This is a genomic window from Nocardioides lijunqiniae (genome assembly GCF_015024225.1).
GTDB lineage: Bacteria > Actinomycetota > Actinomycetes > Propionibacteriales > Nocardioidaceae > Nocardioides > Nocardioides lijunqiniae.
Genome location: NZ_JACJGM010000020.1, coordinates 74419 through 100690, shown reverse-complemented (window position 1 = coordinate 100690; position 26272 = coordinate 74419). Strand labels below are relative to the sequence as shown.

Sequence of the window (26272 nt, the reverse complement as noted above, 5' to 3'; positions counted from 1 at the left end):
GCCCTGCCCGCAGGTTCCACGCCTCCCTCGTCGAGAAAGAAGCACTTCGATGAAGCTCTCCACCACGTCGGCCGCACCCCGCGGCCGTCGCCGGGCCGCAGCCGCCGTCGCGGCCGTGACCCTGAGCGCCGCGGTCTACGGCGGCCTCAACCTCCCGTCCGCGCAGGCCGACTCCCCGGCCGCGGACATCACCGACATCGTCCTCACCGTGGGTGCCGACGAGACCGAGCGCGTCATCTCCTGGTCCGCCAGCACCGACGGCGCCCAGGGCGTTCAGATCGCGCCCAGCAGCACCCTGACCGGCGACCAGTTCCCCGCCAGCGCGGTCCCGATCCCCGTCGACGCCGAGCTCAACACGAGCCCCGCCGACGCCGGTCAGGCCAGCCCGACCCCCGAGCTCGCGCACGGCTACCTCGTCCTGGAGGACCTGAAGCCCGACACCGAGTACACCTACCGGGTCGGCAGCGAGAGCCACTGGTCCAAGACGTACGAGTTCAAGACCGGCGCGGCCAAGGGCGACTTCGACTTCCTCTTCCTCGGTGACCCGCAGATCGGCTCGTCCGGCGACGTCGCCCTGGACGGCAAGGGCTGGGGCCACACCCTGGACGTGGCCTCCGAGCTGGACCCCGACGCCGAGCTCTACGTCTCGGGCGGCGACCAGGTCGACCACGCCGGCTACGAGACCGAGTGGGACGCCTTCCTCGCTCCCGACCAGCTGCGCTCCACCCCGTTCGCCGCGACGATCGGCAACCACGACGTGGGCCGCAAGAACTACGAGCAGCACTTCCACGTGCCCAACCACGACGCGTCGCGCGAGTACTACGCCAACGGCAACCCGGCGTCGAACACCTCGGGCGGCAACTACTGGTACATGTACAAGGACGTGCTGTTCGTCGACATCAACTCCAACAGCTACCAGGTCAGCAGCGGCGCCACGGGCACCGGCAACGCCGCGCACATCAACTACGTCACCGACGTCATCGAGGAGCACGGCGCCGAGGCGAAGTGGACCGTGCTCGTCTACCACCACTCGGTGTACTCGCCGGCCGCGCACGCCGACGACGGCGACGCCGCCAAGCGCCGCCTCGACTTCCCCAAGGCCTTCTCGCGCCTCGGCGTCGACGTGGTCCTGCAGGGTCACGACCACTCCTACTCGCGCAGCTACCTGAACAAGCGCGGCGCCAAGGCCGACGCGGCCGAGAAGCCCGCCGCGCCGGACGTCACCGCCGGACCGGGCGGCGTCCTCTACGTGACCGCCAACAGCGCCTCGGGCTCGAAGTACTACGACCTGAGCGAGCCGGACGTCACCCTGAACAACGGCGACATGGGTCCCGACCCGCTCGACGAGGGTGACACCGACAAGGACGGCCACGTGCGCCACTGGGCCAACTCGGTCGAGAACCAGGAGCACGTCCCCACCTACATCCGGGTCTCGGTGACGAACAAGCGCCTCACCGTCGCCAACATCCGCAGCGGCGAGTGCGACGGCAGCACGCCCAACCCCGCCGTCCAGCGCAACACCGTCGACGGTGAGTGGTGCGGCACGGCGTCCAACGCCCTGTCGATGACCGACGGCACCTGGAAGGCCGCCAAGAACCCCCAGGGCGGCGTCGGCTCCGTGCAGGACCAGGTCAACGTGCACCGCGTGGTCTCCGCCCCGGCGGCGGCCGCCATCAAGGGCACCCCGAAGGTCGGCAGCACGCTGACCGCGACGGTCGCCGGCGAGTGGACGCCCGGCACGACGCCGACGTACCGCTGGAAGGCCGACGGGGTCGCCTTCGGCGGCACCGGCTCCTCGGTCGTCCTGCGCGCCGCGCAGCTCGGCAAGGCCATCACCGTCGAGGTCGTGGGCAGCCACGAGCTCTACGAGGACGCCTCCGTCACCGCGCCCGCGACCTCCCCGGTCGTGGCCGGCACGCTGCGCTCGGCCACCCCGCGGGTGACCGGCACGCCCAAGGTCGGCAAGCGCCTCACGGCCGCCCCGGGTGCCTGGACGGCCGGTACGTCGTTCAGCTACCGCTGGATGGCCAACGGCAAGGCCGTCGCCGGCGCCACCGGCCGCACCCTCACCGTGACCGGCAAGCTCAAGGGCAAGCGGATCTCGGTGCAGGTCACCGGCCGCCTGGCCGGCTACGCCACGGTGGCCAAGGTGAGCAGCGCGACCGCGAAGGTCAAGGCGCGCCGCTGACCGCATGACCGCATGACCGCGACGGGCCCGGCGGCTCCCCCCCTCCGCCGGGCCCGTCGTGCATGCCACGGCAGGGCCGGTGGCCCCGGTCAGGCCAGCGACGAGGCCAGGGCGGAGACCTGGTCGAGCGGCGGCTCGTAGCCGGGGAAGTAGGCGCAGACGCGCTCGGCCTGGTCGTCGAAGCGGCGGGTCAGCTCGGCGGCGCACTCCTCGGGCGTCCCGCGCACCGCGAGGGTCTCGAGCATGGTGTCGTCGACCAGCGCCATCATCGCGGCGACGTCACCGACCTTGGACAGGGCGTTGAGCTCGGGCTGGACGTCGCCCCAGCCCTCGGCGTCGAGGACCGGGCGGTAGGCCGGCGTCGAGCCGTAGAAGGCCAGGAGACCGCGCACCCCCAGGGCCGCGCTCTCCTGCTCCTCGGGGGTGCGGCCCATGGCGCAGATGGCCTGGGGGAAGACGGAGAACGACGACCGGTCCCGACCGGAGCGGGCCAGCCCCTCCTCCACCGCGGGCAGGGTGCGCTCGCGGAAGTGCCGGTGGCTGTGGAACGGCATCACGAGCAGCCCGTCGGCCACCTCGGCCGCCGTCCGCGTCATGACCGGGCCGAGCGCGCCCAGCAGCACCGGCGGCACGCCGTAGGGGTGCGGGCCGGGCACGAACGTCGGCGGCATCAGCGTGTGCTGGGTGTGCTCGCCGCGGAAGTCGAGCCGCGTGCCGTCCTGCCACGAGGCGAGGATCGCCTTGACCGCCAGCACGATCTCGCGCATCCGCGCCGCCGGCGGGCTCCACGTGGCGCCGTACCGCTTCTCGATGTGGGGCTTGATCTGCGACCCCAGCCCGAGTCGGAAGCGTCCGCGCGAGAGCAGGTGCAGGTCGTAGGCGGCGTGGGCCAGGTGCATCGGGCTGCGGGGCATCGCGATGGCGACGTTGGTCATCAGGTCCGTCTCGACGACCCCGGCGGCGCTGACGAGCGGGAAGAACACGTCGTGCGGGCCCTCGAAGGTGAACAGCCCGGCCACCCCGGCGCCCACCAGCTCCAGGGCGCGGGCCGCCGCGCGGTCGGGGCGGGCGTCGAGCTGCAGGTCGAGGAGCATGGGACGAACCTACCGCCGCGGACTAGAACACGTTGCAGTTTGGGACGCGAGCGCTCGGCGTCGCCCGAGCGGACCGGCATCGCTGTCTGGAACACTCGGCGAGGTGACCGCTGACATCGCCCGAGCCACCGAGGAGCTCGCCGCCGCCACGAACGCGCTCGCCGAGCACGAGCGTCTCCATGCCCGCGAGGAGCGCCGTCGCGAGGATGTCGCCGAGGCCGCGCGGGTGGCCGCGCAGGTGCGTGCCACGGCGCTCGCCGAGGCCGCCGACGTGCGCGCGCTCGAGACCTACAGCCCCACCCGCATCTGGGCGGCCCTGCGCGGAGCGCGCGACACCGAGCTGCAGGCCGAGCAGGCCGAGCAGCAGGCGGCCGAGTACGCCACCGCGCAGGCCGACGCCCACCTCGCCCAGGTCGAGGCGGAGCTGGCGACTGTTCGCGCCGCGCGGCAGGCCCTCGGCGACGTCCACACCCGCCGCGAGCAGGCGTTCGAGGCGAAGGAGCGGCTGCTGCGCGAGGCGGACACGCAGGCCGGCACCGAGCTGGCCGGGCTGGCCGACCGCCTGGGCTTCGTGCGCTCGCACCTGACCGAGCTGCGCGAGGCGTCCGCGGCCGCCGAGGGCGCCGCCCACCGACTGGCCGCCGCGGCCGACCTGCTCTCGCGGGCCGGCGACTGGGCGACGTACGACACCTTCCTGGGCGGCGGCATGCTCACCGACGCGGTGAAGTACGACCGGATGGACCAGGCGCAGCAGCGGCTGCGCGAGGCCGACGCCGCGCTGCGCCACCTCTCGGCCGAGCTCGTCGACGTCGGCGTGGCCGAGGTGGACGGCGTCGAGGTCGACGGGATGACCCGCACCTTCGACGTGTGGTTCGACAACATCTTCAGCGACTGGGCCGTGCGCGACCGGATCGCCGACGCGCGCCGACGTACGACGTCCGCGCAGGAGCGTGTCGCGAAGGTCCGCGCCGACCTGGACCGGCGCATCGACGCGGCCGAGGCCGACGAGCGCGCGCTCGCCGCGCGCCGCGAGGAGCTCGTCGCGGGGGCGTAGCTCGCGGCCGCGGAGGGCTGCAGTTTCACCAAGGTATGCAGCCGAGACTGCACTTCCCCAGCGCTGCAGACCGTGGGAAGTGCGGCTTCCCCTGCATACCTTGGGGAAACTGCCCCCCCGCGCCCGCGCTCAGGCGCTGTCGCGGTGCACCAGCGTCGGCGGGTAGATGACCCGCATCGCGCGGACGCTGCTGTCGCCGTCGATCTGCTGCAGTAGCAGGCGGGTGGCCTGCTCGGCCATCTCGGAGATCGGGTTGCGGATGGTGGTGAGCTGGGGGAGCGTGCGCTCGGCGACGCCCAGGTCGTCGTAGCCGACGAGCGCCACGTCGCCGGGCACCGAGCGTCCCGAGGCCAGGAGCACCCGCAGGGCGCCGGCGGCCATCAGGTCGGACGCCGCCACGATGCCGTCGACGTCGGGGTGGCGCTCCAGCAGCGTGGCCGCCGCGATCTCGCCGCCGCGCTCGGTGAAGTCGCCATGGACGACGGCGTCGGTCTCCAGGCCGGCCTCGCGCATCGCCGAGCGCCAGCCCTCGAGCCGGTCGACGCCGGCGCTCATGTCGTCGGGCCCCGCGATGGTCGCGATGCGCCTGCAGCCGCGCTCGATGAGGGCGCTGGCGCCCTGCCGGCCGCCGGCAAGGTTGTCGGTGTCGACGTAGGCGACCTTGTCGGCGCTGGTCCACGGCCGGCCGACGAACGCGCACGGCAGGTCGAGCGCCGCCAGGTGGTCGGCGAGGCTGTCGCTGCGGTGGTGGGAGACGACGAGCGCGCCGTCGATGTGGCGGTTGCGCAGGTAGCGCAGCATCCGCGCCTCCTCCTCGCCGGGCCGGGTGAGCAGCAGCACGAGCTGGAGGTCGCGCTCCGCGAGCACCCGGGTGACGCCCTTGAGCGTGCGCGCGAAGAACGGGTCGGAGAAGACGCGCTCGTCGGGCTCGGGCACGACCAGCCCCACCGAGTCGGTACGCCGCGTGACGAGGCTGCGCGCCGCCGGGTTGGGCGTGTAGCCCAGCGCGCGGACGGCGTCGTCGACCGCCGTCTGCGCCTGCGAGCTGACCCGGTTGCCGCCGTTGATGGCGCGCGACGCCGTGGCGCGCGAGACCCCGGCGAGACGCGCGACCTCGTCCAGGGTCGGCGAACCGCCCGGCCCTGCGAGACTGCGGGTCCCCTCCACGCGCGCCACGGTATCGACTCAGCTCTCCGGTGCCTGCAGGCGTCCGGTCCGCGCCACCTCGGCGTAGACCAGGGCGCTGGTCTTGGGGGTGCGCACCTGGGTGTCGTAGTCGACATGCACGATCCCGAAGCGCTTGTCGTAGCCGTAGGCCCACTCGTAGTTGTCGAGCAGCGACCACTGGAAGAACCCGCGCACGTCGACCCCGTCGGCGATCGCCGCGTGGACGGCGGCCAGGTGGGCGAGCACGTAGGCCACCCGCTCGGGGTCGTCGACGCGACCGTCGGCGCCGACCTCGTCGGCGTAGGCGGCGCCGTTCTCGGTGACGTAGAGCGGTGGGACGTCGTAGTCGGCGTCGAGGCGCTTGAGCAGGCGGGTCAGGCCCTCGGGCTGCACCTCCCAGCCCATGGCCGTCAGCGGCAGACCGCGGCTGGGGAACGTGACGTCCTCGCAGCCCACGAACGGCGTGCTGGTGGCGCGCTCGGCGTGCGCGCCGTCGACGCCCGTCGTGTGCGCCTGGGGGCGCCCCGAGACCGCGTCGCCCTTGTAGTAGTTGACCCCCAGCGCGTCGAGGGGCGTGCTGATGAGGGCGAGGTCGCCCTCGCGGACCACCGTGCCCCAGGGACGCCCCTCCCACGTGAGGTGCGCGGTGTCGCCGAGCAGGTCGACGGGGTAGCGGCCGGTGAGGATCGGATCGAGGAACACCCGGTTGTGCAGCGCGTCGATGCGGCGCGCGGCGTCGCGGTCCAGCTCGTCGTTCGGGTCGTGGGCGTCGGCGACGGTGAGGTTCAGCGTGATGCCGAGCTGGGCGGTGGTGCCGCGACGGCGCAGCTCGTCGACGACGAGCCCGTGGCCCAGCATCAGGTGGTGGGCCGCGACCAGCCCGGCCACGCCCTCCTGCCGGCCCGGCGCGTGCTGGCCGCCGGTGTAGCCGAGGAACGCCGAGCACCACGGCTCGTTGAGGGTCGTCCACACCGGCACCCGGTCGCCGAGCGCGTCGTAGAGCGACAGGGCGTACTCGGCGAACCGGTAGGCGGTGTCGCGGTTGGTCCAGCCGCCGGCGTCCTCGAGCGCCTGCGGCAGGTCCCAGTGGTAGAGCGTCATCCAGGGCTTGATGCCCCGGCCGAGCAGCTCGTCCACGAGCCGGGAGTAGAAGTCGACGCCGGCCGGGTTGACCGCGCCGCCGTCGGGGCGCACCCGCGGCCACGCCGCGGAGAAGCGGTAGCTGCCCAGGTGGAGGCTCTTCATGAGCTCCACGTCCTGCGGCATCCGGTGGTAGTGGTCGCACGCCGGGTCGCCGGTGTCGCCGTTGATGACGGCGCCGGGCACGCTCGCGAACGTGTCCCAGATGGAGGCCGTCCGGCCGTCCTCGCGGGTGGCGCCCTCGATCTGGTACGACGCGGTGGCCGCGCCCCACAGGAAGTCGGGCGGGAACCGCAGCTCCTGGCCCGGGAGGGCCTCGGCGCGGGTGTCGAGTTGGTGGGTCATCCCTTGACTGCTCCTTGCATGATGCCGGCGACCAGCTGGCGGCCGGTGAGGACGAACAGCGCCAGCAGCGGGATCGTCGACAGCACCGCGGCGCAGAGCACCAGGCTGTAGTCGACGTAGTAGCTGCTCTGGAGCTGGGCGAGTGCGATCTGAACGGTGGGGTTGGTGGCGGGGAGCACGATCATCGGCCAGAAGAAGTCGGTCCAGACGGTCATGAACGTGAACAGCCAGAGGATCGCGGCCGCCGGCCGGGCGGCCGGGACGGCGACATTCCAGAACGTCCCGAACATCGAGCAGCCGTCGACGCGCGCGGCCTCGATCAGCTCGTCCGGGATGGCGTCGACGAGGTACTGGCGCATGAAGAACACGCCGAACGCCGTCACGAGGGTGGGCACCATGATCGCCCAGATGTGGCCGGTCCAGCCGAGCTTGGCCATCTGGATGAACAGCGGGATGACCCCGAGCTGGGTGGGCACGGCGAGGGTGCCGACGACGAAGACCATCATCGCCTTGCTGCCGCGGAACGTGAGCTTGGCGAACGCGTAGCCGGCGAGCGTACAGAAGAACACCACCGACGTGGCGCAGACCGTCGACACGATCATGCTGTTGCCGAGGGCCTTCCAGAAGTCGACGGTCTCGAAGACGCGCTGGGCGTTGCTGAAGAAGTGGCCGCCGGGCAGGAGGGGCGGCACCTCGCGGGTGACGACCTCCTTGGTGTGCGAGCCCACGATGAGCGACCAGTAGAGCGGCAGCGCCGAGGCGAGGACGAACGCCGTCAGCAGGCCGTAGACGAGGAATCCAGGACGGCGGTTCACTTGCGGCCTCCTGCCCCGAGGCGTGCGGACACCGCGAGGTTGACCAGGGCGAAGATGACGATGAAGAGGAACAGCAGCCAGGCGACGGCCGAGGCCATGCCTAGGTCGCGCAGGCGCCAGCCGAGCTCCCAGAGGTAGAGCGTGACGGTCTGCCACTGCCGGTCGGACCCGCCGAGCCCGACGTTGTCGAACAGCCGGGCCTCGGTGAAGATCTGGAGCCCGCCGATGGTCGAGGTGATGACGACGAAGATCATCGTCGGGCGGATCATCGGGATCGTGACGGAGAGGAACTGCCGGACCTTGCCGGCGCCGTCCAGCGCCGCCGACTCGTAGAGGTCGCGGGGGACCGCCTGCATGGCGGCGAGCAGGATCAGCGCGTTGTAGCCGGTCCAGCGCCAGTTGACCATCGAGGCGATCGCGATGTGGCTGGGCAGCGTGTCGACGTGCCAGGCGATCGGGTCGATGCCGATGAGGCCGAGCCCGCCGTTGATGAGGCCGTAGCGGTCACCGAACAGGTTGCCGAAGATCAGGGTGGCCGCGGCGGGCGCGACCACGAAGGGGATCAGCACGCTCATCCGCCAGAACGTGCGCCCGCGCAGCTGGGTGTCCAGCAGGCCGGCGACGCCCAGGGCGATGATCACCTGGGGGATGGAGGACAGCAGGAAGATGCTGACGGTGTTGCGCATCGCCCGCCAGAAGTAGCGGTCCTCGAAGATCGCGCGGTAGTTGTCGAGGCCGACGTACTCGCCCTTGCCCCCGATGAGGCCCCACTCGTGCACCGACACGTAGGCGGTGTAGGCGAGCGGGAACATCCCCACGACGAGGAACAGGATGAAGAACGGGGAGACGTAGAGGTAGGGGGAGAACCGGACGTCCCAGCGGGAGAGCCGCTGCCGCAGGGTCAGCCGGGGCGGCGTCTCCCGGGGCAGCGGCTCCCTCGCGGGGGCCGGCCCGGCCGGGGAGGTCGAGGAGGAGACCTCCCCGGCGGGCGCGGTGGTGGGTTGCGAGGTCATGGACTCGGTCTCAGCCGATCCGCTCGACGTCGGAGGTGAAGGAGTCCCAGGCCTCGTCCGGCGACTCCTGGCCCTGGTCGACCCGGAGGATCGCGGCCTGGAACGCGGTGATGATGTCGGCGTACTTGGGACCCTTGTAGGGCTGCAGCTCGACGGCCGCGGCGCGGTTGGACAGGATCTGTCCGACCGGGGCGTCGTTGAAGAACGGCTGGGTCGCCTTCAGCAGCACCGGGTCCTCCTGGGCGCCGACCTGGCTCGGGAAGGTGAACTTCGCGTCGAAGGCCTTGACCTGCTGCTCCGGGGCGGTGAGCCACTCGGCGAGCTTCTTGGCCTCCTCCTGGTGCTCACCCATGGTGGGCACGGTCAGGAACGAGCCGCCCCAGTTGCCTCCGCCTCCGGGGAAGGCGTCCGCGATGTCCCAGCCCTTCACGCCGGCGGCGTTGCCCTCGATGATGCCGAGCATCCAGCCCGGGCAGGCCATCGTGGCGAAGCCGTCGTTCTGGAAGGCGGCCACCCAGTCGGGGGACCACTGGTCGAGGTTGGTCGCCAGGCCGGCCGACTGCATCGACGTCACGGTGTCGAAGACCTCGCGCACCTCGGGGTTGGAGGTGGCGACGACCTTGTTGTCCTCGTCCTCGAAGGGGTAGGCGAGCTGGTTGATCATCGCCTGGCTGGTGCCCTTGGACGAGTCGTACCAGGCGGTGTCCGGCATCTTCTTGACGAAGTCCTTGCCGGTCTCGAAGTAGGTGTCCCAGTCGGCGAAGAGCGCGGCCACCTCCTCGCGGTCGGTGGGCAGGCCGGCCTTCTTGAACAGGTCGGCGCGGTAGCAGATCCCCTCGGGGCCGATGTCGGTGCCGTAGCCGATGAGCTCGCCGTCGGCGTTGGTGCCGGCCTTGACCTTCCAGTCCAGCCAGCGTCCCTCGACGGCGTCGTCGCTCAGGTCGAGGAACGCGCCCTTCTCCTCGAGGATCGCCGGCATGCCGTCGCCCTCGATCGCCTCGATGTCGGAGAGTCCCGAGCCGGCGGCCAGCTTGGTGTAGAGGTTGTCGCGGTGCTCCTCCCACGTGCCGAGCTTCTTCTGGACCACCTTGATGTCGGGGTTCAGCTTCATGTACTCGTCGATCAGGCCCTCGTAGCCGAACTCGTTGAACGTCGCGACGGTGAGGGTGGTCTTGCCGTCCTCGGCCTCGTCGTCCCCGCCGCACGCGGCGAGTCCGAGGCTGAGGACCAGGGCGCCGACCGACGCGAGGGTGAGGCGCCGGCGGCGCTTGCTGCTGGTCGGGCGCGAGCTGAGCGGCTGACGGGGCTCCTGACGGGGCCCGAAGGGTGAGATGTGCACGGGGGAACGCTCCTGCCGTAGTGCTGGGCTGCGGACCGGATGGCCCGGGGGACGGGGGCGCTGTCGGTGTGAGAGCGCTTCCACGGTGTTGGCGCGATCAAGATGACATGCGTCACACCGTCGCCACAACCTTCTGCCTGAACCCGGCGTAATTAGTGGGTGCCGGGTGTGGGAGCGCTTCCATGGGCGGGTGTGGTCGCGGAGCGTGCGGAGGCGCGCTGGTGTGGCCCGTACGGGCGCGTCGCTGAGGGCGCGGGCGCGCCAGTTTCACCGGGTACCCGGTGAAACTCACGCCTCCGGCGCGAAGTTTCGCACCGGAGGCGTGAGTTTCGGACAGGCCCTGTGACGGGTGGTGTCCGGGGGAGAGCGGCCCGTCAGTCGACGGTGCGGCGCGGGATGAGCAGGGTGAGGACGACGCCGAGGAAGGCCGCGCCCGCACCGATCAGGAAGCCCAGCTCCATGGCGCCCTCGGAGGGCACGGGGAAGCCGTGGAAGTCGGTCAGGGACGCGGCGAGCACGCTGGCCATCACGGCGCTGGCGGTGGTCGTGCCGACCGAGCGCATGAGGGAGTTGACGCCGACCGCGGCGCCCGACTCGGTGACGGGCACCGAGGCCATGATCAGGGCGGGCATGGCGGCATAGCCGATGCCGACGCCGGCGGAGGTCACGCACGAGACGACGAGCAGCTGCCAGGGCGCGCCGTGGAAGGCGACCGCGACCAGGTAGCCGCTGCCGAGGACGGCCGCGCCGAGGGCGAGGGTCACCCGGGCGCCGTAGCGGGTCATGAGGGTGCTGGAGACGGGCGCGAAGGCCATCATCACCAGTCCGCCGGGCGCCATCCAGAGGCCGGCGGCGAGCAGCGACTGGCCCAGGCCGTAGCCGGTGAGCTCGGGCAGCTGCAGGAGCTGCGGCACGATGATCGCCTGCCCCATCATCCCGAAGCCGATCGCGACGGCTGCCAGGTTGGTGAGGAGCACCGGACGGCGGGCGGTGACGCGCAGGTCGCAGAGCGGAGCAGGGTGGGACAGCTCGTAGCGGCCCCACGCCAGCAGCACGACCAGGCCGACGGCGATGAAGGTCCACGGGCGGGCGGTGTCCCAGCCCCACTCGCGGCCCTTGGTGACGGCCACCAGGACGGCGACCAGCCCGACGGCGAGGCCGAGCGCGCCGACGAGGTCGAGCCGGCCGCGGCGAGCGGGCTGGACGTGCGGGATGACGACGGCGACAGCGAGCGCGGTGACCGCGGCCAGGACGGTCGAGACCCAGAAGAGCGCGTGGAAGTCGTAGCTGTCGGCGATCCACGCCGAGAGCGGCAGGCCGATGGCCCCACCGACGCCGAGGGTGGCGCTGACCGCCGCGATCGCGGTGCCGGTGCGCTCGGGCGGGACGATGTCGCGGATCAGGCTGATGGCCACGGGGATGAATCCCATGGACACCCCCTGCAGCGTGCGGCCGGCCAGCATGGGCAGCAGCGAGTCCGACAGGGCCGCCACGAGCGAGCCGACGAGCAGGATCAGCGCGCTGACGAAGAGCACCCGCTGCTTGCCGAACAGGTCGCCCAGACTGCCAGCGATGGGCATCGCCACCGCGCCGGCCAGCAGGGTGGCCGTGATGACCCAGGACGCGTTGGCCGCGGACGTCGACAGCAGGACCGGCAGCTCCCCCTGGAGCGGGATCACGAACGTCTGCGTGAGCGCGGCGATCAGCCCGCCCAGGCACAGGACGGCGACCGACAGGCCGGGCCCCACGGGCACGGCAGGATCGGTGGTGGACGCAGGGGTGGAGACGGTGGTCACGAGATCCTCGGGGTGGCAGCAGGCAGGAAGCTGCAGCCTACCGAAGTAGTTGTCGTCGGCAACTGTATCTGCGTGGGACCTGCGTCACGTCGACGGGGGTAGCCCCTGACGCCGGTGTCGTCGAAGGGGCACTTCGGTGACACGAACGTCAGGGACTACCCCCGACGGAGAAGCTGGGTGGGCTACTTGGTGCCCTTGCGCGCACGGCTCGCGATCTTCGCGCGCTCGTTGGCGTCGAGGATGACCTTGCGGATCCGCACGGACTCGGGCGTCACCTCGACGCACTCGTCCTCGCGGCAGAACTCCAGGCTCTGCTCGAGCGAGAGCCGCTTGGCCGGGATCAGCTTCTCGAAGTTGTCGGAGGTGGCGGACCGGATGTTGGTCTGCTGCTTCTCCTTGGTGATGTTGACGTCCATGTCGTCGGCGCGGGAGTTCTCGCCGACGATCATGCCCTCGTAGACCTCGGTGGTCGGCTCGAGGAACATCACGCCGCGCTCCTGCAGCGACGTCATGGCGTACGCCGTGGCGGCGCCCTTGCGGTCGGCCACCAGCGAGCCGTTGTTGCGCGAGCGGATCTCGCCGGCCCACGGCTCGTACTTCTCGAAGATGTGGTGGGCGATGCCGGTGCCGCGGGTGTCGGTGAGGAACTCGGTGCGGAAGCCGATCAGGCCGCGCGCCGGGACCAGGAACTCCATGCGGACCCAGCCGGTGCCGTGGTTGGTCATCGACTCCATGCGGCCCTTGCGGGAGGCCAGCAGCTCGGTGATCGTGCCGAGGTACTCCTCGGGCGCGTCGATGGTCAGGCGCTCCACGGGCTCGTGGCGCTTGCCGTCGATGTCCTTGGTGACGACCTGCGGCTTGCCGACGGTGAGCTCGTAGCCCTCGCGGCGCATCTGCTCCACCAGGATCGCCAGCGCCAGCTCGCCACGGCCCTGGACCTCCCAGGCGTCGGGGCGCTCGGTCGGGAGGATCTTGAGCGAGACGTTGCCGATGAGCTCCTGGTCGAGGCGGTCCTTGACCAGGCGCGCGGTGACCTTGGAGCCCTTGATCCGGCCGACCAGCGGCGAGGTGTTGGTGCCGATGGTCATGGAGATCGCGGGCTCGTCGACGTGGATCAGGGGCAGCGCGACGGGGTTCTCCGGGTCGGCCAGCGTCTCGCCGATGGTGATCTCGGGGATGCCCGCGATGGCGACGATGTCGCCGGGGCCGGCCTCGGTGCCGGGCTTGCGCTCCAGGCCCTCGGTGACGAGCAGCTCGGTGATCTTGACGTTCTTGACGTCGCCGTTGCGACGCATCCAGGCGACCTGCTGGCCCTTCTTGAGGTTGCCCTCGTGGATGCGGACCAGCGCGAGCCGGCCGAGGAACGGCGAGGCGTCCAGGTTGGTGACGTGGGCCTGCAGCGGGGCGCCCTCGGTGTACTTCGGCGCTGGGATCGTGTCGATGATCGTCTTGAAGAGCGGCTCGAGGTCCTTGGCGTCGGGCAGGGTGCCGTTGGCGGGCTGCGCGATCGCCGCGATGCCGGCCTTGCCGGAGGCGTAGACGACGGGGAAGTCGAGCGCGTCCTGGCTGTGGGACTCGTCGAGCAGGTCCATGAAGAGCTCGTAGGTCTCGTCGACGACCTCCTCGATGCGCGCGTCGGGGCGGTCGACCTTGTTGACCACGAGCACGACCGGCATGTCGGCGTTCAGCGCCTTGCGCAGCACGAAGCGGGTCTGCGGGAGCGGGCCCTCGGAGGCGTCGACCAGGAGCACGATGCCGTCGACCATCGACAGTCCGCGCTCGACCTCGCCACCGAAGTCGGCGTGGCCGGGGGTGTCGATGATGTTGATCGTCATGCCCTCGGGGGCGGACGCGCCGTTGTAGTGGATCGCGGTGTTCTTCGCGAGGATCGTGATCCCCTTCTCGCGCTCCAGGTCACCGGAGTCCATCACCCGGTCGGCGACGCTCTCCGCCTCGTGCTCGGTGAACGCGCCGGCCTGGCGCAGCATGGCGTCGACGAGCGTGGTCTTGCCGTGGTCGACGTGCGCGACGATGGCGACGTTGCGCAGGTTGGCGGTCTTGGTGGCAGACATGGGTGTACGACGACTCTTCCGGTGGAGGTTCAGGGGGCCCGATGGGCCTTGGCGAGTCTAGTGGGCACACCCACGGGCGCCCGCATCGGCGGACATCGGCCTCAGGGGCTTGTGGCGGCCGGACACGTGGGGTTGCGTGGACCCCATGTCTCGGACCCGCTGCTTCCTGCCGCCGTACCTGCTCCAGCACCTGGCCCTCGCCCGGCCGGACGTCGCCGCCCGGTGGGAGGGCACGCTGGCCATGGACGAGCGCCTGCGGTCGTCGCGCCTGATGGCCGCCGGCCGCATGGCGGCTGGGTCCTCGACGGCATCAGCGGCCTCGACGGCGGCCGGCGGAGCCGCGTGGGTCGTCCACACGGCGGGCAACGGCACCGACCTGCCCGGCGACGTGGTGCGCTCCCCGAGCGACGAGCCGTCGGGCGATCTCGCGGTCGACGAGGCGGCGGTCGGCATCGCCGGGTCGCTGGCGCTCTTCGAGGAGGTCTACGGGCGCTCGTCGTACGACGGCGACGGCGCGACCGTGTCGCTGACGGTCCACTACGGGCGCGACTACGCCAACGCGTTCTGGGACGGCAGGCAGCTGGTGTTCGGCGACGGCGACGGGGAGGTGTTCGACCGGTTCACCAAGCCGGTCGACGTCCTGGCCCACGAGCTCGCGCACGCCGTCACCGAGCACACCGCCGGGCTGGAGTACCAAGGTCAGTCCGGGGCCCTGAACGAGTCGGTCAGCGACGTCTTCGCGGCCTGCCTCAAGCAGCGCCTGCTGGCCCAGACCCCGCTCGAGGCCGACTGGCTGATCGGGGAGGGCCTCTTCCTCCCCGGCGTCGACGCGCGGGGCCTGCGCGACATGGCCAACCCCGGCACGGCGTACGACGACCCGGCGCTGGGCCGCGACCCGCAGCCGGCGCACCTCGACGACTACGTCGACACGACCGACGACAACGGCGGCGTCCACCTCAACTCCGGCATCCCCAACCGCGCCTTCCACCTCGCGGCCCTCGGCATCGGCGGCACGAGCTGGGACGGCGCCGGCCGGGTCTGGTACGCCGCGCTGACCGGCGGTCAGGTGCACGCCCGCACGGACTTCGCCGGCTTCGCGGCCGCCACCGTCGCCGCCGCACGCGAGCTCGGCGGCGCCGAGCACGTCGAGGCGGCATGGGAGCAGGTCGGGATCACCCCGGCCACGGCCGAGGCCGGCCGCACCGGCGGCCCCGGCCTCCCGCCGCCCCCGGGCAGCGAGAGCGCGCGCAGCGTCCGGGTCCGGCGGGGCGGCGGCTTCGCCGGCCTCACCACCGAGGCGGAGGTCGACCTCGACGGCGACGACGAGCGGGCCGGTGAGCTGCGCGGCCTCGTGGAGCGCATCGACCTCACCGGCCTCCGCACCGGCCGCCCCCAGCCCGACCGCTTCGTCTACGACGTCCAGCTCCCCGGAGCCTCCGCCCGCGTCTTCGAGCAGGACCTCACCGAGGACCTGCGCCGCGTCGTGGAGCTCGTGCTCGACCAGTGAGGTGGGGTGGGAGGTCAGTCCCACAGGCCTCAAGATTCACCGGCTGACCGGCGAAACTGGAGCCCCTGGGCCGAAACTGCACACCGGAAGCGTGAGTTTCGCCGGTCGACCGGCGAAACTCACCCGCCGGCGCCGCTAACCCAGGGCGCGGTCGAGCGCGGCGGCGACGTGCAGCGTGGTGCAGGGGAAGAGCGGGAGCTCGGAGTCGGGCTGGCGCACCAGCAGCTCGAGCTCGGTGCAGCCGAGGACCAGGCCGCCGGCGCCGGCGTCCCACAGCTCCTCGATCAGTCCGACGACCGTACGGCGGGAGCTGTCGAGCACGCGTCCGTGGACGAGCTCGTCGTAGATGATCGCGTTGAGGGCCGCGTGGTGGCGCGGGTCGGGGACATGCACCTCGAGCCCGTGCTGGGCGAGCCGGTCGGTGAAGAACGAGCGCGACATCGCGAACTCGGTTCCGAGGAAGCCCACCGAGGTCACCTGCTGGGCCTTGCAGGCCTCGGCGACCACGTCGGCGAGGTGGAGCAGCGGGATGCCGACCGCCGCCTCGACCTGGTCGGCGACCCGGTGGAAGGTCGTGGTGCACAGCAGCAGGAAGTCGGCGCCGGCGCGCTCGACGCCCTGGGCGGCCGAGGTGAGGATGGCGGCGACGTCGTCCCAGCGCTCCTGCTCCTGCAGGGCCGTGACCTCCGCGAAGTCGACGCTCGCGAGCATCGTCCGCGCCGAGCTCAGGCCACCGACCCGCTGCTCGACGCCCTCGTTGAGAGCCTGGTAGTAGACGGCGCTGCTCTCCCAGCTCATGCCGCCGACGAGTCCGATGGTCTGCACGCGCGCAGTCTGCCACCCCGCGACCGGGGGTCTCACCAGCCGAGCCGCCGGCGGGACGCGCCGCCCGGAGGCTCAGTCCTGCGGGACCCGGTGCACCTTGTGCTGGGCGGCCTGCGCGCGCGGGCGGATCACCAGCTCGTCGATGTTGACGTGGGCCGGGCGGGTCACCATCCAGCCGATCGCGTCGGCCACGTCCTCGGCGGTGAGCGGCTCGGCGACGCCCTCGTAGACGGCCTCGGCCCGCTCGCGGTCGCCCTCGAACCGCACCATCGCGAACTCGTCGGTCTTGACCATCCCCGGCGCGATCTCGCAGACCCGGACCGGCTGGTCCCACAGCTCCAGGCGCAGCGTCTCGGTGACGACCTGGGTGCCGTGCTTGGCCGCGGTGTAGCCGCCGCCGCCCTCGTAGGCGACCCGGCCGGCGGTCGAGCCGACGTTGAGGATCACCCCGGCGCCGGAGGCGACCAGCGCGGGCAGCAGCGCCCGCGTCACCTGCATCAGGCCGATCACGTTGACCTCGTACATCCGCCGCCACTCGTCGCTGTCGGCCTGCGCCACGGGGGAGGCGCCGAACGCGCCACCGGCGTTGTTGACGAGTACGTCGAGCCGCTCGCCCACCTGCGCGGCCAGCGCGGCCACGTCGTCCTGCGACGTCACGTCGCACACGACGGCGGTGCCGTCGATCTCCGCGGCCAGCGCCTCGACCCGGTCGGCGCGGCGGGCCGCGCAGAGGACGTGGAAGCCGGCCCGGGCCAGCGTGCGGGCGGTGGCGGCACCGATGCCGCTGCTGGCGCCGGTGACGACGGCGGTGGGCCGCGAGGACGGCGTGGAGGAGGAGGGCATGGAGCCATTCTGGCCGCCCCGCCCGGCGCGGTGGCAGACTCCCCCCGTGCGTCTCCTGCTCGTGGCCCGTGTCGCGGGCGTCCTGGGTGGCCTCGCGTGGGTCGTCCGCCACGTCGCCGGCGTCGAGGAGCTGCGCTGGCCGGGCCTGGTCCTGCTGGGCGTGGCACTCGCGGGCGCCGGCGCCGGGCTGGTCAGCAGCAGCGCCGCGTGGCTGCGGCTGCTCGTGGCCCTCTGCTTCCCGGTCCTCGTCTGGTCGGTGGTGGAGGTGCTGCACGGCTCGGCGGAGGACTCGCTGGTCGACGCAGCGGCCGGCGCGGTGATCGCCCTGACCTGCCTCGTCGCGATGGTCCGGGGCGGCCGTCGGCCGGCCGGGTCGCACGCCGGGTCGCGCGCGGGCTGAGCGCCGTAGGACGCTCCGGGTACCGAGCCCCCACCTGCGGGAATTCGCGGCCCGCCGCCGTGGTTCGGTGGAGGGGAGCCGTCCCGGACAGGGGACGGTGGACATGGGGACACGAGGGAGTCAGATGCAGCGGATCCGCCGGGTGGCGATGGTCAGCCTCCACACCTCGCCCCTCGACCAGCCGGGCACGGGCGACGCGGGCGGGATGAACGTCTACGTCATCGAGCTCGCCAAGCGGCTGGCGCGCCAGGGCATCGAGGTCGACATCTTCACGCGGGCCACCAACTCCGCGCTGCCGCCGCTGGTGGAGGCCTGCGACGGCGTCACCGTGCGCCACATCCACGCCGGCCCCTTCGAGGGCCTGACCAAGGACGAGCTGCCGGGTCAGCTGTGCGTCTTCGCCCGCGAGGTGCTGCGCGCCGAGGCCGCGCACCCGCTGGGCCACTACGACGCCGTCCACTCCCACTACTGGCTCTCCGGGCAGGTCGGCGCGCTCGCGCGCGACCGCTGGGGCGTGCCGCTGGTGCACTCGATGCACACCATGGCCAAGGTCAAGAACGCCGCGCTCGCCGAGGGCGACAGCCCCGAGCCGTCCGCGCGACTCATCGGCGAGGAGCAGGTGGTGGAGGCCGCCGACGTGCTGATCGCCAACACCGAGCTCGAGGCCCGCCAGCTCGTCGAGCTGTACGACGCCGAGCCCGACCGGGTCCAGGTGATCCACCCGGGCGTCGACCTGTCGGTCTTCCGGCCGCTCGACCAGGGCGAGGTGCGCGCCTCGCTGGGGCTCGCCCCGGACGCGCACGTGCTGCTCTTCGCGGGTCGCATCCAGCCGCTCAAGGCCCCCGACGTGCTGCTGCGCGCGGTCGCGGCGCTGCTCGAGCGCGACCCCGGCCTGCGTCCGCGGCTGGTCGTGCCGGTCGTGGGCGGCCCGTCGGGGTCCGGGCTCGACCGGCCCGAGTCCCTCGCCGCGCTGGCCGCCGAGCTGCGCATCGACGACGTCGTGCGCTTCGTGCCGCCGGTCTCGCAGGCCGAGCTGGCCCGGTGGTACGCCGCCGCGACCCTGGTCGCCGTACCGTCCTACAACGAGTCGTTCGGCCTGGTCGCCGCCGAGGCGCAGGCGGCCGGCACCCCGGTCGTCGCGGCCGCCGTCGGGGGACTGACGACCGTCGTGCGCGACGACCACAGCGGGCTGCTGGTCGAGGGCCACGACCCGGGAGCCTGGGCCAGCGCGCTCGCGCGACCGCTCACGGACCCCGAGCTCCTCGTCCGCCTGCAGGCCGGCGCGCTGGAGCAGGCACGGCAGTTCTCCTGGGAGGCCACGGCGGCGCAGACCCTCGCGGTCTACGAGCGCGCGCACAGCCTCATGCGAGAGTCGGTGTCGTGACCACCTACCCGCCTGCCGACCTCGTCCGCGACTACCTGCGCGACAACGAGATCGAGTACGAGGAGGCGACCGAGGGCGTGTTCTCGCTGACCCTGCCCGGCGAGAAGAAGCTGCAGACCGCCGTCCGGCTCGACGTCGGCCCGCACGCCCTGGGGCTGCACGCGTTCGTGTGCCGCAAGCCCGACGAGAACCACGAGCGCGTCTACCGCTGGCTCCTCGAGCGCAACCTGAAGATGTACGCCGTGGCGTTCGCCGTCGACCGGCTCGGCGACATCTACCTCGACGCGCGGCTGCCGCTGGCCTCGGTGAGCCCCGAGGAGCTGGACCGGCTCCTCGGCTCGGTGCTGACCTACGCCGACGAGTCGTTCAACGCGATCCTCGAGCTCGGCTTCGCCACCTCCATCCGCAAGGAGTGGGAGTGGCGCAAGCTGCGGGGCGAGCCGACCCACAACCTCGAGGCGTTCCGCGGGTGGCTGGAGGCCGAGGACGCCGCAGCGGCGGCGACGTCGGCGACGTCGGCGACGTCAGGCGGCGGCGAGGACCGCGGCGAGGCCTAGCGCCGCGGGGAGCGCCTGGACCAGCAGGATCCGGGTGCTGACCGTCGCGGCGCCGTAGACCCCGGCGACCACGACGCAGACCAGGAAGAACACCTTCACGTCCGTCTGGTCGCTCACCAGACCCCAGACGAGCCCCGCCACGAGGAAGCCGTTGTAGAGGCCCTGGTTGCCGGCCATCACCTTGGTGGTCTCTGCGAGCTCGACGCTGTTGTTGAAGACCTTGCGACCCAGCGGCTCGGTCCACAGGAACATCTCGAGCACGAGGAAGAGCAGGTGGAGCGCGGCGACCACGCCGACGAGGACGTTGGCGAGGAGTGACATCCCCGCAGCATGACAGCAGTCGCGCCCGCCGGGGGACTCTCGGCGCGGGTCAGGCGGGCGTCGGCTCCTGCTGGGCGCGCGGCCGGGGCTTGCGCCGGGCCACGGCGACGCCGACCAGGGCGAGCGCCCCGCCGACGTAGGCCATGGCGGGCGGGACCTCGTCGAGGAAGATCAGGCCCAGCACGATGGTGATCGGCGGCACCAGGTACGTCGTGACGCCCAGGCTGCTCGCGGTCATGTGCTGCAGGGCGAACGCGTAGGTCGTGAACGCGATCGCGGTCGGGAAGACGCCGAGGTAGAGCACCCAGAGCAGCGACGACGTCGGCGCCTCGCCGGCCTCGCGGAGCAGGGCCGGCGCGAACGGCAGGCACGCCACGGCGCCGATCGTGCACGCCAGCCAGGTGACGTGCAGCGCCGAGAGACGTGCCACGAGGGGCTTCTGGAGGATGAGGCTGATGGAGTAGACGACGGCCGAGACCAGGCACAGCGCCACGCCGAGGAGGTCGCGGCCACCGTCGGCGTCGGGGGAGGTGGTCAACCCGATGACGGCCACGCCGGAGAAGGCGAGGGCGAGGCCGAGCCCGAGGTAGACCGTGAACCGCTCGGACAGGAACACCGCCGCGAGCAGCGCGATCAGCACCGGCGAGACCTGGATCAGCATGGCGGCGGTGCCGGCGTCGACGCGCTGCTCACCCTCGTTGAGCGCGACGTTGTAGACGCCGAACCACAGCACGCCGATCGTCACCAGCGAGACCCACTCACGCCGGGTGGGGCGAGGCAGGCCGCGGCTGAGGGCGAGCGCGCCCAGGACGATCGCGCCGATCAGGGTGCGGCCCAGCGAGAGCGGACCGGCGGAGAAGTCGTGCCCGAGGTGGCGGATCGCGACGAACGCCGACGCCCACAGCACCAGCGTGGTCGCCACGGCCGCGACCGGCATCCAGGACGGTGGCGCGGTGCTCGTCGGGGTCGAACGGCCCGAGGCCGCGGTGGTCGTCACTCGTCACAGCCTAGGCACCGCCGCAGCTCCCTGACACGCGGTTTTCGGACGGCGATGCGCGAGATGCGGACAGCCGTCCAGATTCGCCGGTCGACCGGCGAATCTCCCGCTTCCGGGGTGGAGTTTCGTCGGTCAAGCACCAGTTTCGCCGGTCGACCGGCGAAACTCCCGCCTCAGAGGTCGAGCTTGTAGCCCAACCCGCGCACGGTGACGAGGTACTGCGGCTCGCTGGGCTCGGGCTCGAGCTTGGCGCGCAGCCGCTTGACGTGGACGTCGAGGGTCTTGGTGTCGCCGACGTAGTCGGACCCCCAGACCCGGTCGATGAGCTGGCCGCGGGTGAGCACCCGGCCGGGGTTGCGCAGGAACATCTCCAGCAGCTCGAACTCCTTGAGCGGCAGTCGCTGCTCGTGGCCGTCGACGGTGACGACGTGGCGCTCGACGTCCATGCGCACCGGGCCGGCCTCGAGGGTGTCCGGGGTGAGGTCGGGGTCGGTGCCACGGCGCAGCACGGCGCGGATCCGGGCCACGAGCTCGCGCGGCGAGTAGGGCTTGGTGACGTAGTCGTCGGCGCCGAGCTCGAGGCCGACGACCTTGTCGACCTCGTCGTCCTTGGCGCTGACCATGATCACCGGGACGTTGGAGGTCTGCCGGATGGTGCGGCAGACCTCGGTGCCGGGGATGCCGGGCAGCATCAGGTCGAGCAGCACGATGTCGGCGCCGTTGCGGTCGAACTCGCTCAGCGCCGCGTGCCCGTCGGCGGCGATGGCGACCTCGAAGCCCTCCTTGCGGAGCATGTAGGCGAGCGCGTCGCTGTAGCTCTCTTCGTCCTCGACGACGAGTACGCGCGTCACTGGATCTCCTCCTGCAGTTGTCGATCGGTGGCCCTGCTGCCTGCATGGTGGGGCAGCGACAGGGTGAACGTCGAGCCCTGGCCCTCGGCGGACCAGACCCGGATCTCGCCGCCATGGGTGGCGGCGACGTGCTTGACGATGGACAGTCCCAGGCCGGTGCCGCCGGTGGAGCGGTGCCGGGCCGGGTCGACGCGGTAGAACCGCTCGAAGATGCGGTCGATCTCAGTGGTGGGGATGCCGATGCCCTGGTCGACCACGGAGATCTCCACGATCTCGTCCGAGCGCTTGGTCGTGACCAGCACCGTGGAGTCGGGCTCGGAGTAGGCGACGGCGTTGGCGACGAGGTTGGCGACGGCGGCGGTGATCTGCTCGTCGTTGCCGAGGACCACGAGGCCCTCGGTGCCGCTGCTGACGATCCGGATCCGCTTGGAGGAGGCGTCGATGGCGCTGGTGTCCATGGCCACCTCGATCACGTGGTCGAGCGCGACGGGCACGGGGGAGTCCAGCGGGTCGTCGCCCTGCAGCCGCGACAGCTCGATCACCTGCTGCACGAGGCGGGAGAGCCGGTCGCTCTCGGTGAGCATCCGGTCCGCGAACCGCTTCACCGCCGTCGGGTCCTCGGCCGCCTCCTGCATCGCCTCGGCCAGCAGCCGGATCGCGCCGACGGGCGTCTTGAGCTCGTGGCTGACGTTGGCGACGAAGTCGCGCCGCACCGACTCCACGCGGCGCTCACGGGTGCGGTCCTCGACGAGGGCGAGCACCAGGCGCGACCCGAGCGGCGCGACCCGGGCGGTGACGTGGCGGTCGGGGCCGATCGCGCGCGCCATGACCAGCTCGGTCTCGCGGATCTGCCCGTCCCGGCGTACCTGCCGGACCAGGTCGGCCAGCTCGCGCGAGACCAGCTGCGCGCCGCGCACGAGCCCGAAGGCGTACGCCGGCGCGGAGGCCTTGAGCACGACGTCGGACTCGTCGACGACGACCGCGCTGCTGCGCAGGACCGAGAGGACCGCGGCCACGCCCGGTGGGACCACGGGCTCGTCGACGTCGCGCGAGCCGTGCTGCTGGCGCTCGCTGATGGCCCAGGCGAGGACGGCACCGCCCGCGACGAGAGCACCCGCCAGCGCGGCGAGGAACGCCTGGGTCGTCGGGTCCACAGGGGAATCGTACGGCCGTGTTCATCGGGATTTCGCCGGGGAAGGCGTGACTTCCGACTGTTCACCCGTCGTTCACGCCTCCGCCCCTGCCGGACACCTGCGCCTCCTAGGGTCCAGCACATGCGTGAGCTCTTCCATGACCAGCTGGATGCGATGTTCGTCGACCTCGCCGGCATCTGCCGCCAGGTCGAGACGGCCGTCGGTCTGGCCACCCAGGCCCTGATGACCGGCGACGCGGCGGTCGCCGAGCAGGTGATCAGCGCCGACGTCGAGATCGACCGGGCGCGCGAGCAGGTCGAGGACAACGCCTTCGCCCTGCTGTCGCTGCAGCAGCCCGTCGCCGGGGACCTGCGCACCGTCGTGTCCGCGCTGCGGATGGTGAGCGAGCTGGAGCGGATGGGGGACCTGTCGGTCCACGTCGCCAAGATCGCCCGGCTGCGCGTCCCGCAGGTCGCCGTGCCCGTCGAGGTGCAGCCCACCGTCGCCCGGATGGCCGAGGTCGCCGAGGACATGGTGCGCCGCGTCTCGCAGATCATCACCGGGCGCGACGTCGAGGCCGCCATCGAGCTGGGCCGCGACGACGAGGTCATGGACCAGCTGCGCCGCCAGAGCTTCACCGAGCTGCTCTCCGACGACTGGCAGAACGGCGTCGAGGCCGCGGTCGACATCGCCCTGCTCGGCCGCTACTACGAGCGCATCGCCGACCACGCCGTCTCCGTGGCCAACCGGGTCGTCTTCGTCGTCACCGGCCACAACCCCAGCGCCGTCGACGCCGTCAGCTGACGTCGTCGGGACACTCCCTCACACGTTCGTGGCCCCGCCTCAGGCGGGGCCACGAGTTCGTGAGGGACTGTCCCAGCGTTGCGAGCAGGCGCGTGGGTCAGCGGCCCTGGTTGGCGACGGCGGCAGCGGCTGCCGCGGCGGCCTCGGGGTCCAGGTAGGTGCCGCCCGGGGTGGTGGGGGCGAAGGACTCGTCGAGCTCGTAGACCAGGGGCATGCCCGTGGGGATGTTGAGGCCGGCGATGTCGGTGTCGCTGATGCCGTCGAGGTGCTTGACGATCCCGCGCAGGCTGTTGCCGTGGGCGGCCACGAGCACGGTCTTCCCCGCAGCGAGGTCGACGGTGATGTCGGACTCCCAGTAGGGGAGCATCCGCTCGATGACGTCCTTGAGGCACTCGGTGCGGGGCATGTCGTCGCCGAGGTCGGCGTACTGGGGCAGCCCGACCTGCGACCACTCGTCGTCGTCGGCGAGCGGCGGCGGGGGCGTGTCGAAGCTGCGGCGCCAGAGCATGAACTGCTCCTCGCCGTACTCCTCGAGCGTCTGCTTCTTGTCCTTGCCCTGCAGGGCGCCGTAGTGGCGCTCGTTGAGGCGCCACGACCGCTTCACCGGGATCCAGTGGCGGTCGGCCGCGTCGAGGGAGAGGTAGGCGGTGTTGATCGCGCGGCGCTGCAGCGAGGTGTGGACGATGTCGGGCAGGACGCCGGCCTCGCGCATCAGCTCACCGCCTCGCACCGCCTCGGCGCGGCCCTTCTCGGTGAGGGCGACGTCGACCCAGCCGGTGAAGAGGTTCTTGGCGTTCCACTCGCTCTCGCCGTGGCGGAGCAGGATCAGCGTCGACGTCATCAGTGGGCCTCCGCCGCTTCGGTCTCGCACGAGGAGGCGTCGGTCTCCTCGGCAGCCTCGTCCGTCGGCTCGGTGGACGGCTCGTCGTCGCCGGAGGGGCTGGCGGACGCGCCCGCCGACTCGCTGGGCTCGGTCGGCCCGCCCTCGCCGACGGTGGGGGCGGAGTCGAGGTCGGCGTAGTAGCCGCACTCGCGCACGACCGGCACCTCGACCTCGACCTGCTCGCCGTTGGTGAACTCGAAGGTCAGGTCGATGATGTCGCCGGCGGCGAAGTCGCCCTCGACCCGGACGCCGTCGCCGAGGTCGGCCATCGCCAGCGCGTCCCCAGAGGGCACCTCGACCGAGGCGATCTCGCCGGTGGAGACCGACGCGTCGTCGAGTGCCGTGACCGCGCTGAGCTCGGTCGCGTCCTCGGAGCTGTTGACGATGCGTCCGCTGAGCGTGCCGGAGCCGTCGGTCGCGGACACGATCACGACGGCCAGCAGGTCGACGGAGGCGTCGCGGTTGGTCCCGCCGTGCTGGACGGTGTTGATGCGGTCGGTCGCCAGGTTGAAGCCACACGAGCTGAGAGCGGGGGTGGCGAGCAGGAGCGCTCCCACGGCGAGCACGAGCTTGCTGCGGTGATGCATCGTCAGAGCCTTCGGTTCGATCGGGCGCCGCACGGCGATGATGCCCTCAGCCTAGTGCCCCGTCCCGCGCCCGGACCGGCCGGTCAGCGGGCCAGGCCGGAGTAGCTGCCCGTGAAGGCGATCAGGACCAGCACGAGCGAGCTGTAGACCCCCGCGAGGACCAGCAGCCGGGTGGCGCCGAGCTTGAGGCCGAGCCGGAGCGGGAGGTAGGTCCAGCCGTCCTCGTGGTCGGGCACCAGGCCCCACAGGGCGCGCAGGAAGTGCACGCCGACGCCGAGCAGCGCGAAGAGCAGCGTCAGGACCGGGTTGGGGGCGTCGCCGCGGAACTCGCCGCCCCACCCGCCGTACGACAGGTACGCCGGCAGCAGGCCGTAGGAGAGCGCCCACGGCAGCCAGGAGAGGAGCCCCTGCCGCAGGGCGACGTTGCCGAGCAGGCCCACCACGAGGGAGAGCAGGTAGACGCCGCCCGCGGTGACGCCGGAGGTGATCGAGAGCGGGACGACCAGCAGGACGCCGCAGGTGAGGGCGAACCACGCGGTCCCGGGGTCGAGGTGGCCCTGGGCGACCGGCTTGCCCGGCGTCTCGTGGCGCGCGTCGCGGCGGCGGTCGGTGAGGTCGTTGTGCCAGCCCAGGATGGCCTGGCCGACCAGGACGGTGGCCGCCACCACCGCGACCTCGCGCGCCGCCCGGCCCGACAGGGCGGCCGCGACGGCGACGAACGCGGCGGTCAGCACGGCCTGGCGGGGGTGCGCGGCCTGGATGAGGGTCAGCGGCGCCCGCTGGGTGAGGCGCGGTCGGCCGGTGCGCGGCGCCGCGGGCTCCTCGACGTCCTCGGGGTCCTCGACGTCCTCGGCTTCGGCGTCTGCGGCGTCCTTGGTGGCCTCCGCACTCGCTGCGCCCTTCTCGGCCGCCTTGGTCTCAGTGAGGGTCGCGCCCTCCTGGGGCTCCTCGACGGCGGTCTCGACGGTCGCGTCGACCGCGCTCTCCTCGGCGGGGCTGCGTCGCCTCCAGCGCTGCGTCTTGGCCATCCGTGCAGTATCGGTCACGTCGCGACGAGGGAGCGGCAAACGCACCAGATCGCCTCGACTTCGTCGCCGCGGCGACCTCGCAACGGCGTAGGCGGAGAGGGGCTCCACCACACGAATTCGATTTCGTCA

24 protein-coding genes are annotated in these 26272 nt (G+C 72.1%); 7 read left to right on the top strand and 17 right to left on the bottom strand.

Translation table 11 applies throughout. The features are described from left to right. Positions 1-49 precede the first annotated feature (49 nt). Positions 50-2188: a fibronectin type III domain-containing protein gene (locus tag IRQ30_RS13670; protein WP_227467557.1), complete on the top strand. Its 2139-nt coding sequence runs from the start codon at positions 50-52 to the stop codon at positions 2186-2188. 89 nt (positions 2189-2277) lie between these two features. Here the strand turns inward: IRQ30_RS13670 and IRQ30_RS13665 are convergent, their stop codons facing one another. Further along, complete coding sequence (locus tag IRQ30_RS13665) at positions 2278-3282, bottom strand: TIGR03617 family F420-dependent LLM class oxidoreductase (RefSeq protein WP_193613445.1); 1005 nt, start codon at positions 3280-3282, stop codon at positions 2278-2280. Between the two features lie 103 nt (positions 3283-3385). On the opposite strand from IRQ30_RS13665, the gene IRQ30_RS13660 reads away from it, so the two are divergent. Then, the gene (locus IRQ30_RS13660) at positions 3386-4336 is read left to right on the top strand and encodes a hypothetical protein (protein ID WP_193613443.1); all 951 of its coding nucleotides are present in this window, start codon (positions 3386-3388) and stop codon (positions 4334-4336) included. A gap of 129 nt (positions 4337-4465) precedes the next feature. Here the strand turns inward: IRQ30_RS13660 and IRQ30_RS13655 are convergent, their stop codons facing one another. From IRQ30_RS13655 to typA, 7 genes are all read right to left on the bottom strand, one after another. Beyond that, on the bottom strand, positions 4466-5503 hold the full coding sequence (locus tag IRQ30_RS13655) for a substrate-binding domain-containing protein (protein WP_193613441.1): 1038 nt from the start codon (positions 5501-5503) through the stop codon (positions 4466-4468). Positions 5504-5521: 18 nt separating this feature from the next. After that, entirely contained in the window at positions 5522-6988 is a 1467-nt protein-coding gene (locus tag IRQ30_RS13650) for a GH1 family beta-glucosidase (RefSeq protein ID WP_193613439.1), read from the bottom strand. Continuing rightward, positions 6985-7803, bottom strand: coding sequence for a carbohydrate ABC transporter permease (locus IRQ30_RS13645; RefSeq protein ID WP_338089701.1), 819 nt, complete (start codon positions 7801-7803; stop codon positions 6985-6987). Before IRQ30_RS13645 ends, IRQ30_RS13650 begins: the two co-directional genes overlap by 4 nt. Next, a complete protein-coding gene (locus IRQ30_RS13640; protein ID WP_193609731.1) occupies positions 7800-8816 on the bottom strand; it encodes a carbohydrate ABC transporter permease in 1017 nt (338 codons plus the stop codon). The genes IRQ30_RS13645 and IRQ30_RS13640 overlap by 4 nt, the downstream gene beginning before the upstream one ends. A gap of 10 nt (positions 8817-8826) precedes the next feature. Then, the gene (locus IRQ30_RS13635) at positions 8827-10155 is read right to left on the bottom strand and encodes an ABC transporter substrate-binding protein (RefSeq protein WP_338089700.1); all 1329 of its coding nucleotides are present in this window, start codon (positions 10153-10155) and stop codon (positions 8827-8829) included. A gap of 374 nt (positions 10156-10529) precedes the next feature. Further along, positions 10530-11951: an MFS transporter gene (locus tag IRQ30_RS13630; protein ID WP_193613437.1), complete on the bottom strand. Its 1422-nt coding sequence runs from the start codon at positions 11949-11951 to the stop codon at positions 10530-10532. A 182-nt stretch (positions 11952-12133) separates the two neighbouring features. Next, entirely contained in the window at positions 12134-14023 is a 1890-nt protein-coding gene (typA, locus tag IRQ30_RS13625; protein ID WP_193613435.1) for a translational GTPase TypA, read from the bottom strand. Between the two features lie 145 nt (positions 14024-14168). On the opposite strand from typA, the gene IRQ30_RS13620 reads away from it, so the two are divergent. Continuing rightward, a complete protein-coding gene (locus tag IRQ30_RS13620; RefSeq protein WP_193613433.1) occupies positions 14169-15530 on the top strand; it encodes a protealysin inhibitor emfourin in 1362 nt (453 codons plus the stop codon). 135 nt (positions 15531-15665) lie between these two features. On the opposite strand, the gene IRQ30_RS13615 is transcribed toward IRQ30_RS13620, so the two are convergent. Both IRQ30_RS13615 and IRQ30_RS13610 read right to left on the bottom strand, forming a co-directional pair. Continuing rightward, positions 15666-16355 carry an amino acid racemase gene (locus IRQ30_RS13615; protein ID WP_193613431.1) on the bottom strand — a complete coding sequence of 230 codons (690 nt, stop codon included), beginning with the start codon at positions 16353-16355 and terminating at the stop codon, positions 15666-15668. A 72-nt stretch (positions 16356-16427) separates the two neighbouring features. Beyond that, on the bottom strand, positions 16428-17198 hold the full coding sequence (locus IRQ30_RS13610) for an SDR family NAD(P)-dependent oxidoreductase (RefSeq protein WP_193613429.1): 771 nt from the start codon (positions 17196-17198) through the stop codon (positions 16428-16430). A 46-nt stretch (positions 17199-17244) separates the two neighbouring features. Between IRQ30_RS13610 and IRQ30_RS13605 the strand changes: the two genes are divergently transcribed. From IRQ30_RS13605 to IRQ30_RS13595, 3 genes are all read left to right on the top strand, one after another. Then, positions 17245-17598 (top strand): hypothetical protein, encoded by a 354-nt coding sequence (locus IRQ30_RS13605; protein WP_193613428.1) that lies wholly within the window; start codon positions 17245-17247, stop codon positions 17596-17598. Between the two features lie 124 nt (positions 17599-17722). After that, positions 17723-18982 (top strand): D-inositol-3-phosphate glycosyltransferase, encoded by a 1260-nt coding sequence (gene mshA / locus IRQ30_RS13600; protein ID WP_227467555.1) that lies wholly within the window; start codon positions 17723-17725, stop codon positions 18980-18982. Next, the gene (locus tag IRQ30_RS13595) at positions 18979-19539 is read left to right on the top strand and encodes a YbjN domain-containing protein (protein WP_193613424.1); all 561 of its coding nucleotides are present in this window, start codon (positions 18979-18981) and stop codon (positions 19537-19539) included. Before mshA ends, IRQ30_RS13595 begins: the two co-directional genes overlap by 4 nt. Here the strand turns inward: IRQ30_RS13595 and IRQ30_RS13590 are convergent. The 4 genes from IRQ30_RS13590 to IRQ30_RS13575 all read right to left on the bottom strand — a co-directional run bounded on the left by IRQ30_RS13590 (position 19507) and on the right by IRQ30_RS13575 (position 22862). Then, positions 19507-19860, bottom strand: a complete 354-nt coding sequence (locus IRQ30_RS13590) for a DUF1304 domain-containing protein (RefSeq protein ID WP_193613422.1) — start codon at positions 19858-19860, stop codon at positions 19507-19509. The genes IRQ30_RS13595 and IRQ30_RS13590 overlap by 33 nt on opposite strands. Before the next feature lie 49 nt (positions 19861-19909). Beyond that, a complete protein-coding gene (locus IRQ30_RS13585; RefSeq protein ID WP_338089699.1) occupies positions 19910-20857 on the bottom strand; it encodes a DMT family transporter in 948 nt (315 codons plus the stop codon). Positions 20858-21030: 173 nt separating this feature from the next. Then, positions 21031-21708, bottom strand: coding sequence for a response regulator (locus IRQ30_RS13580; RefSeq protein WP_193609742.1), 678 nt, complete (start codon positions 21706-21708; stop codon positions 21031-21033). After that, a complete protein-coding gene (locus IRQ30_RS13575; protein WP_193609743.1) occupies positions 21705-22862 on the bottom strand; it encodes an ATP-binding protein in 1158 nt (385 codons plus the stop codon). Before IRQ30_RS13575 ends, IRQ30_RS13580 begins: the two co-directional genes overlap by 4 nt. A 120-nt stretch (positions 22863-22982) precedes the next feature. On the opposite strand from IRQ30_RS13575, the gene phoU reads away from it, so the two are divergent. After that, a complete protein-coding gene (phoU, locus tag IRQ30_RS13570; protein ID WP_193613420.1) occupies positions 22983-23645 on the top strand; it encodes a phosphate signaling complex protein PhoU in 663 nt (220 codons plus the stop codon). 97 nt (positions 23646-23742) lie between these two features. Here the strand turns inward: phoU and IRQ30_RS13565 are convergent, their stop codons facing one another. From IRQ30_RS13565 to IRQ30_RS13555, 3 genes are all read right to left on the bottom strand, one after another. Next, entirely contained in the window at positions 23743-24486 is a 744-nt protein-coding gene (locus IRQ30_RS13565) for a phosphoglyceromutase (RefSeq protein WP_193610559.1), read from the bottom strand. Then, on the bottom strand, positions 24486-25115 hold the full coding sequence (locus tag IRQ30_RS13560; RefSeq protein ID WP_193613418.1) for a hypothetical protein: 630 nt from the start codon (positions 25113-25115) through the stop codon (positions 24486-24488). Before IRQ30_RS13560 ends, IRQ30_RS13565 begins: the two co-directional genes overlap by 1 nt. An 83-nt stretch (positions 25116-25198) precedes the next feature. Beyond that, entirely contained in the window at positions 25199-26143 is a 945-nt protein-coding gene (locus tag IRQ30_RS13555; RefSeq protein WP_193613416.1) for a UbiA family prenyltransferase, read from the bottom strand. Between the last annotated feature and the right edge of the window lie 129 nt (positions 26144-26272).

What these genes read in the sequence shown, in the direction of transcription:
- IRQ30_RS13670 (WP_227467557.1), top strand. Translation starts at nt 50, where the DNA reads ATGAAGCTCTCCACCACGTCGGCCGCACCCCGCGGCCGTCGCCGGGCC.
- IRQ30_RS13610 (WP_193613429.1), bottom strand. Translation starts at nt 17,198, where the DNA reads ATGCCCTCCTCCTCCACGCCGTCCTCGCGGCCCACCGCCGTCGTCACC.
- IRQ30_RS13560 (WP_193613418.1), bottom strand. Translation starts at nt 25,115, where the DNA reads ATGCATCACCGCAGCAAGCTCGTGCTCGCCGTGGGAGCGCTCCTGCTC.
- IRQ30_RS13640 (WP_193609731.1), bottom strand. Translation starts at nt 8,816, where the DNA reads ATGACCTCGCAACCCACCACCGCGCCCGCCGGGGAGGTCTCCTCCTCG.
- IRQ30_RS13650 (WP_193613439.1), bottom strand. Translation starts at nt 6,988, where the DNA reads ATGACCCACCAACTCGACACCCGCGCCGAGGCCCTCCCGGGCCAGGAG.
- IRQ30_RS13565 (WP_193610559.1), bottom strand. Translation starts at nt 24,486, where the DNA reads ATGACGTCGACGCTGATCCTGCTCCGCCACGGCGAGAGCGAGTGGAAC.
- mshA (WP_227467555.1), top strand. Translation starts at nt 17,723, where the DNA reads ATGCAGCGGATCCGCCGGGTGGCGATGGTCAGCCTCCACACCTCGCCC.
- phoU (WP_193613420.1), top strand. Translation starts at nt 22,983, where the DNA reads ATGCGTGAGCTCTTCCATGACCAGCTGGATGCGATGTTCGTCGACCTC.
- IRQ30_RS13665 (WP_193613445.1), bottom strand. Translation starts at nt 3,282, where the DNA reads ATGCTCCTCGACCTGCAGCTCGACGCCCGCCCCGACCGCGCGGCGGCC.
- IRQ30_RS13555 (WP_193613416.1), bottom strand. Translation starts at nt 26,143, where the DNA reads ATGGCCAAGACGCAGCGCTGGAGGCGACGCAGCCCCGCCGAGGAGAGC.
- IRQ30_RS13590 (WP_193613422.1), bottom strand. Translation starts at nt 19,860, where the DNA reads ATGTCACTCCTCGCCAACGTCCTCGTCGGCGTGGTCGCCGCGCTCCAC.
- typA (WP_193613435.1), bottom strand. Translation starts at nt 14,023, where the DNA reads ATGTCTGCCACCAAGACCGCCAACCTGCGCAACGTCGCCATCGTCGCG.
- IRQ30_RS13620 (WP_193613433.1), top strand. Translation starts at nt 14,169, where the DNA reads ATGTCTCGGACCCGCTGCTTCCTGCCGCCGTACCTGCTCCAGCACCTG.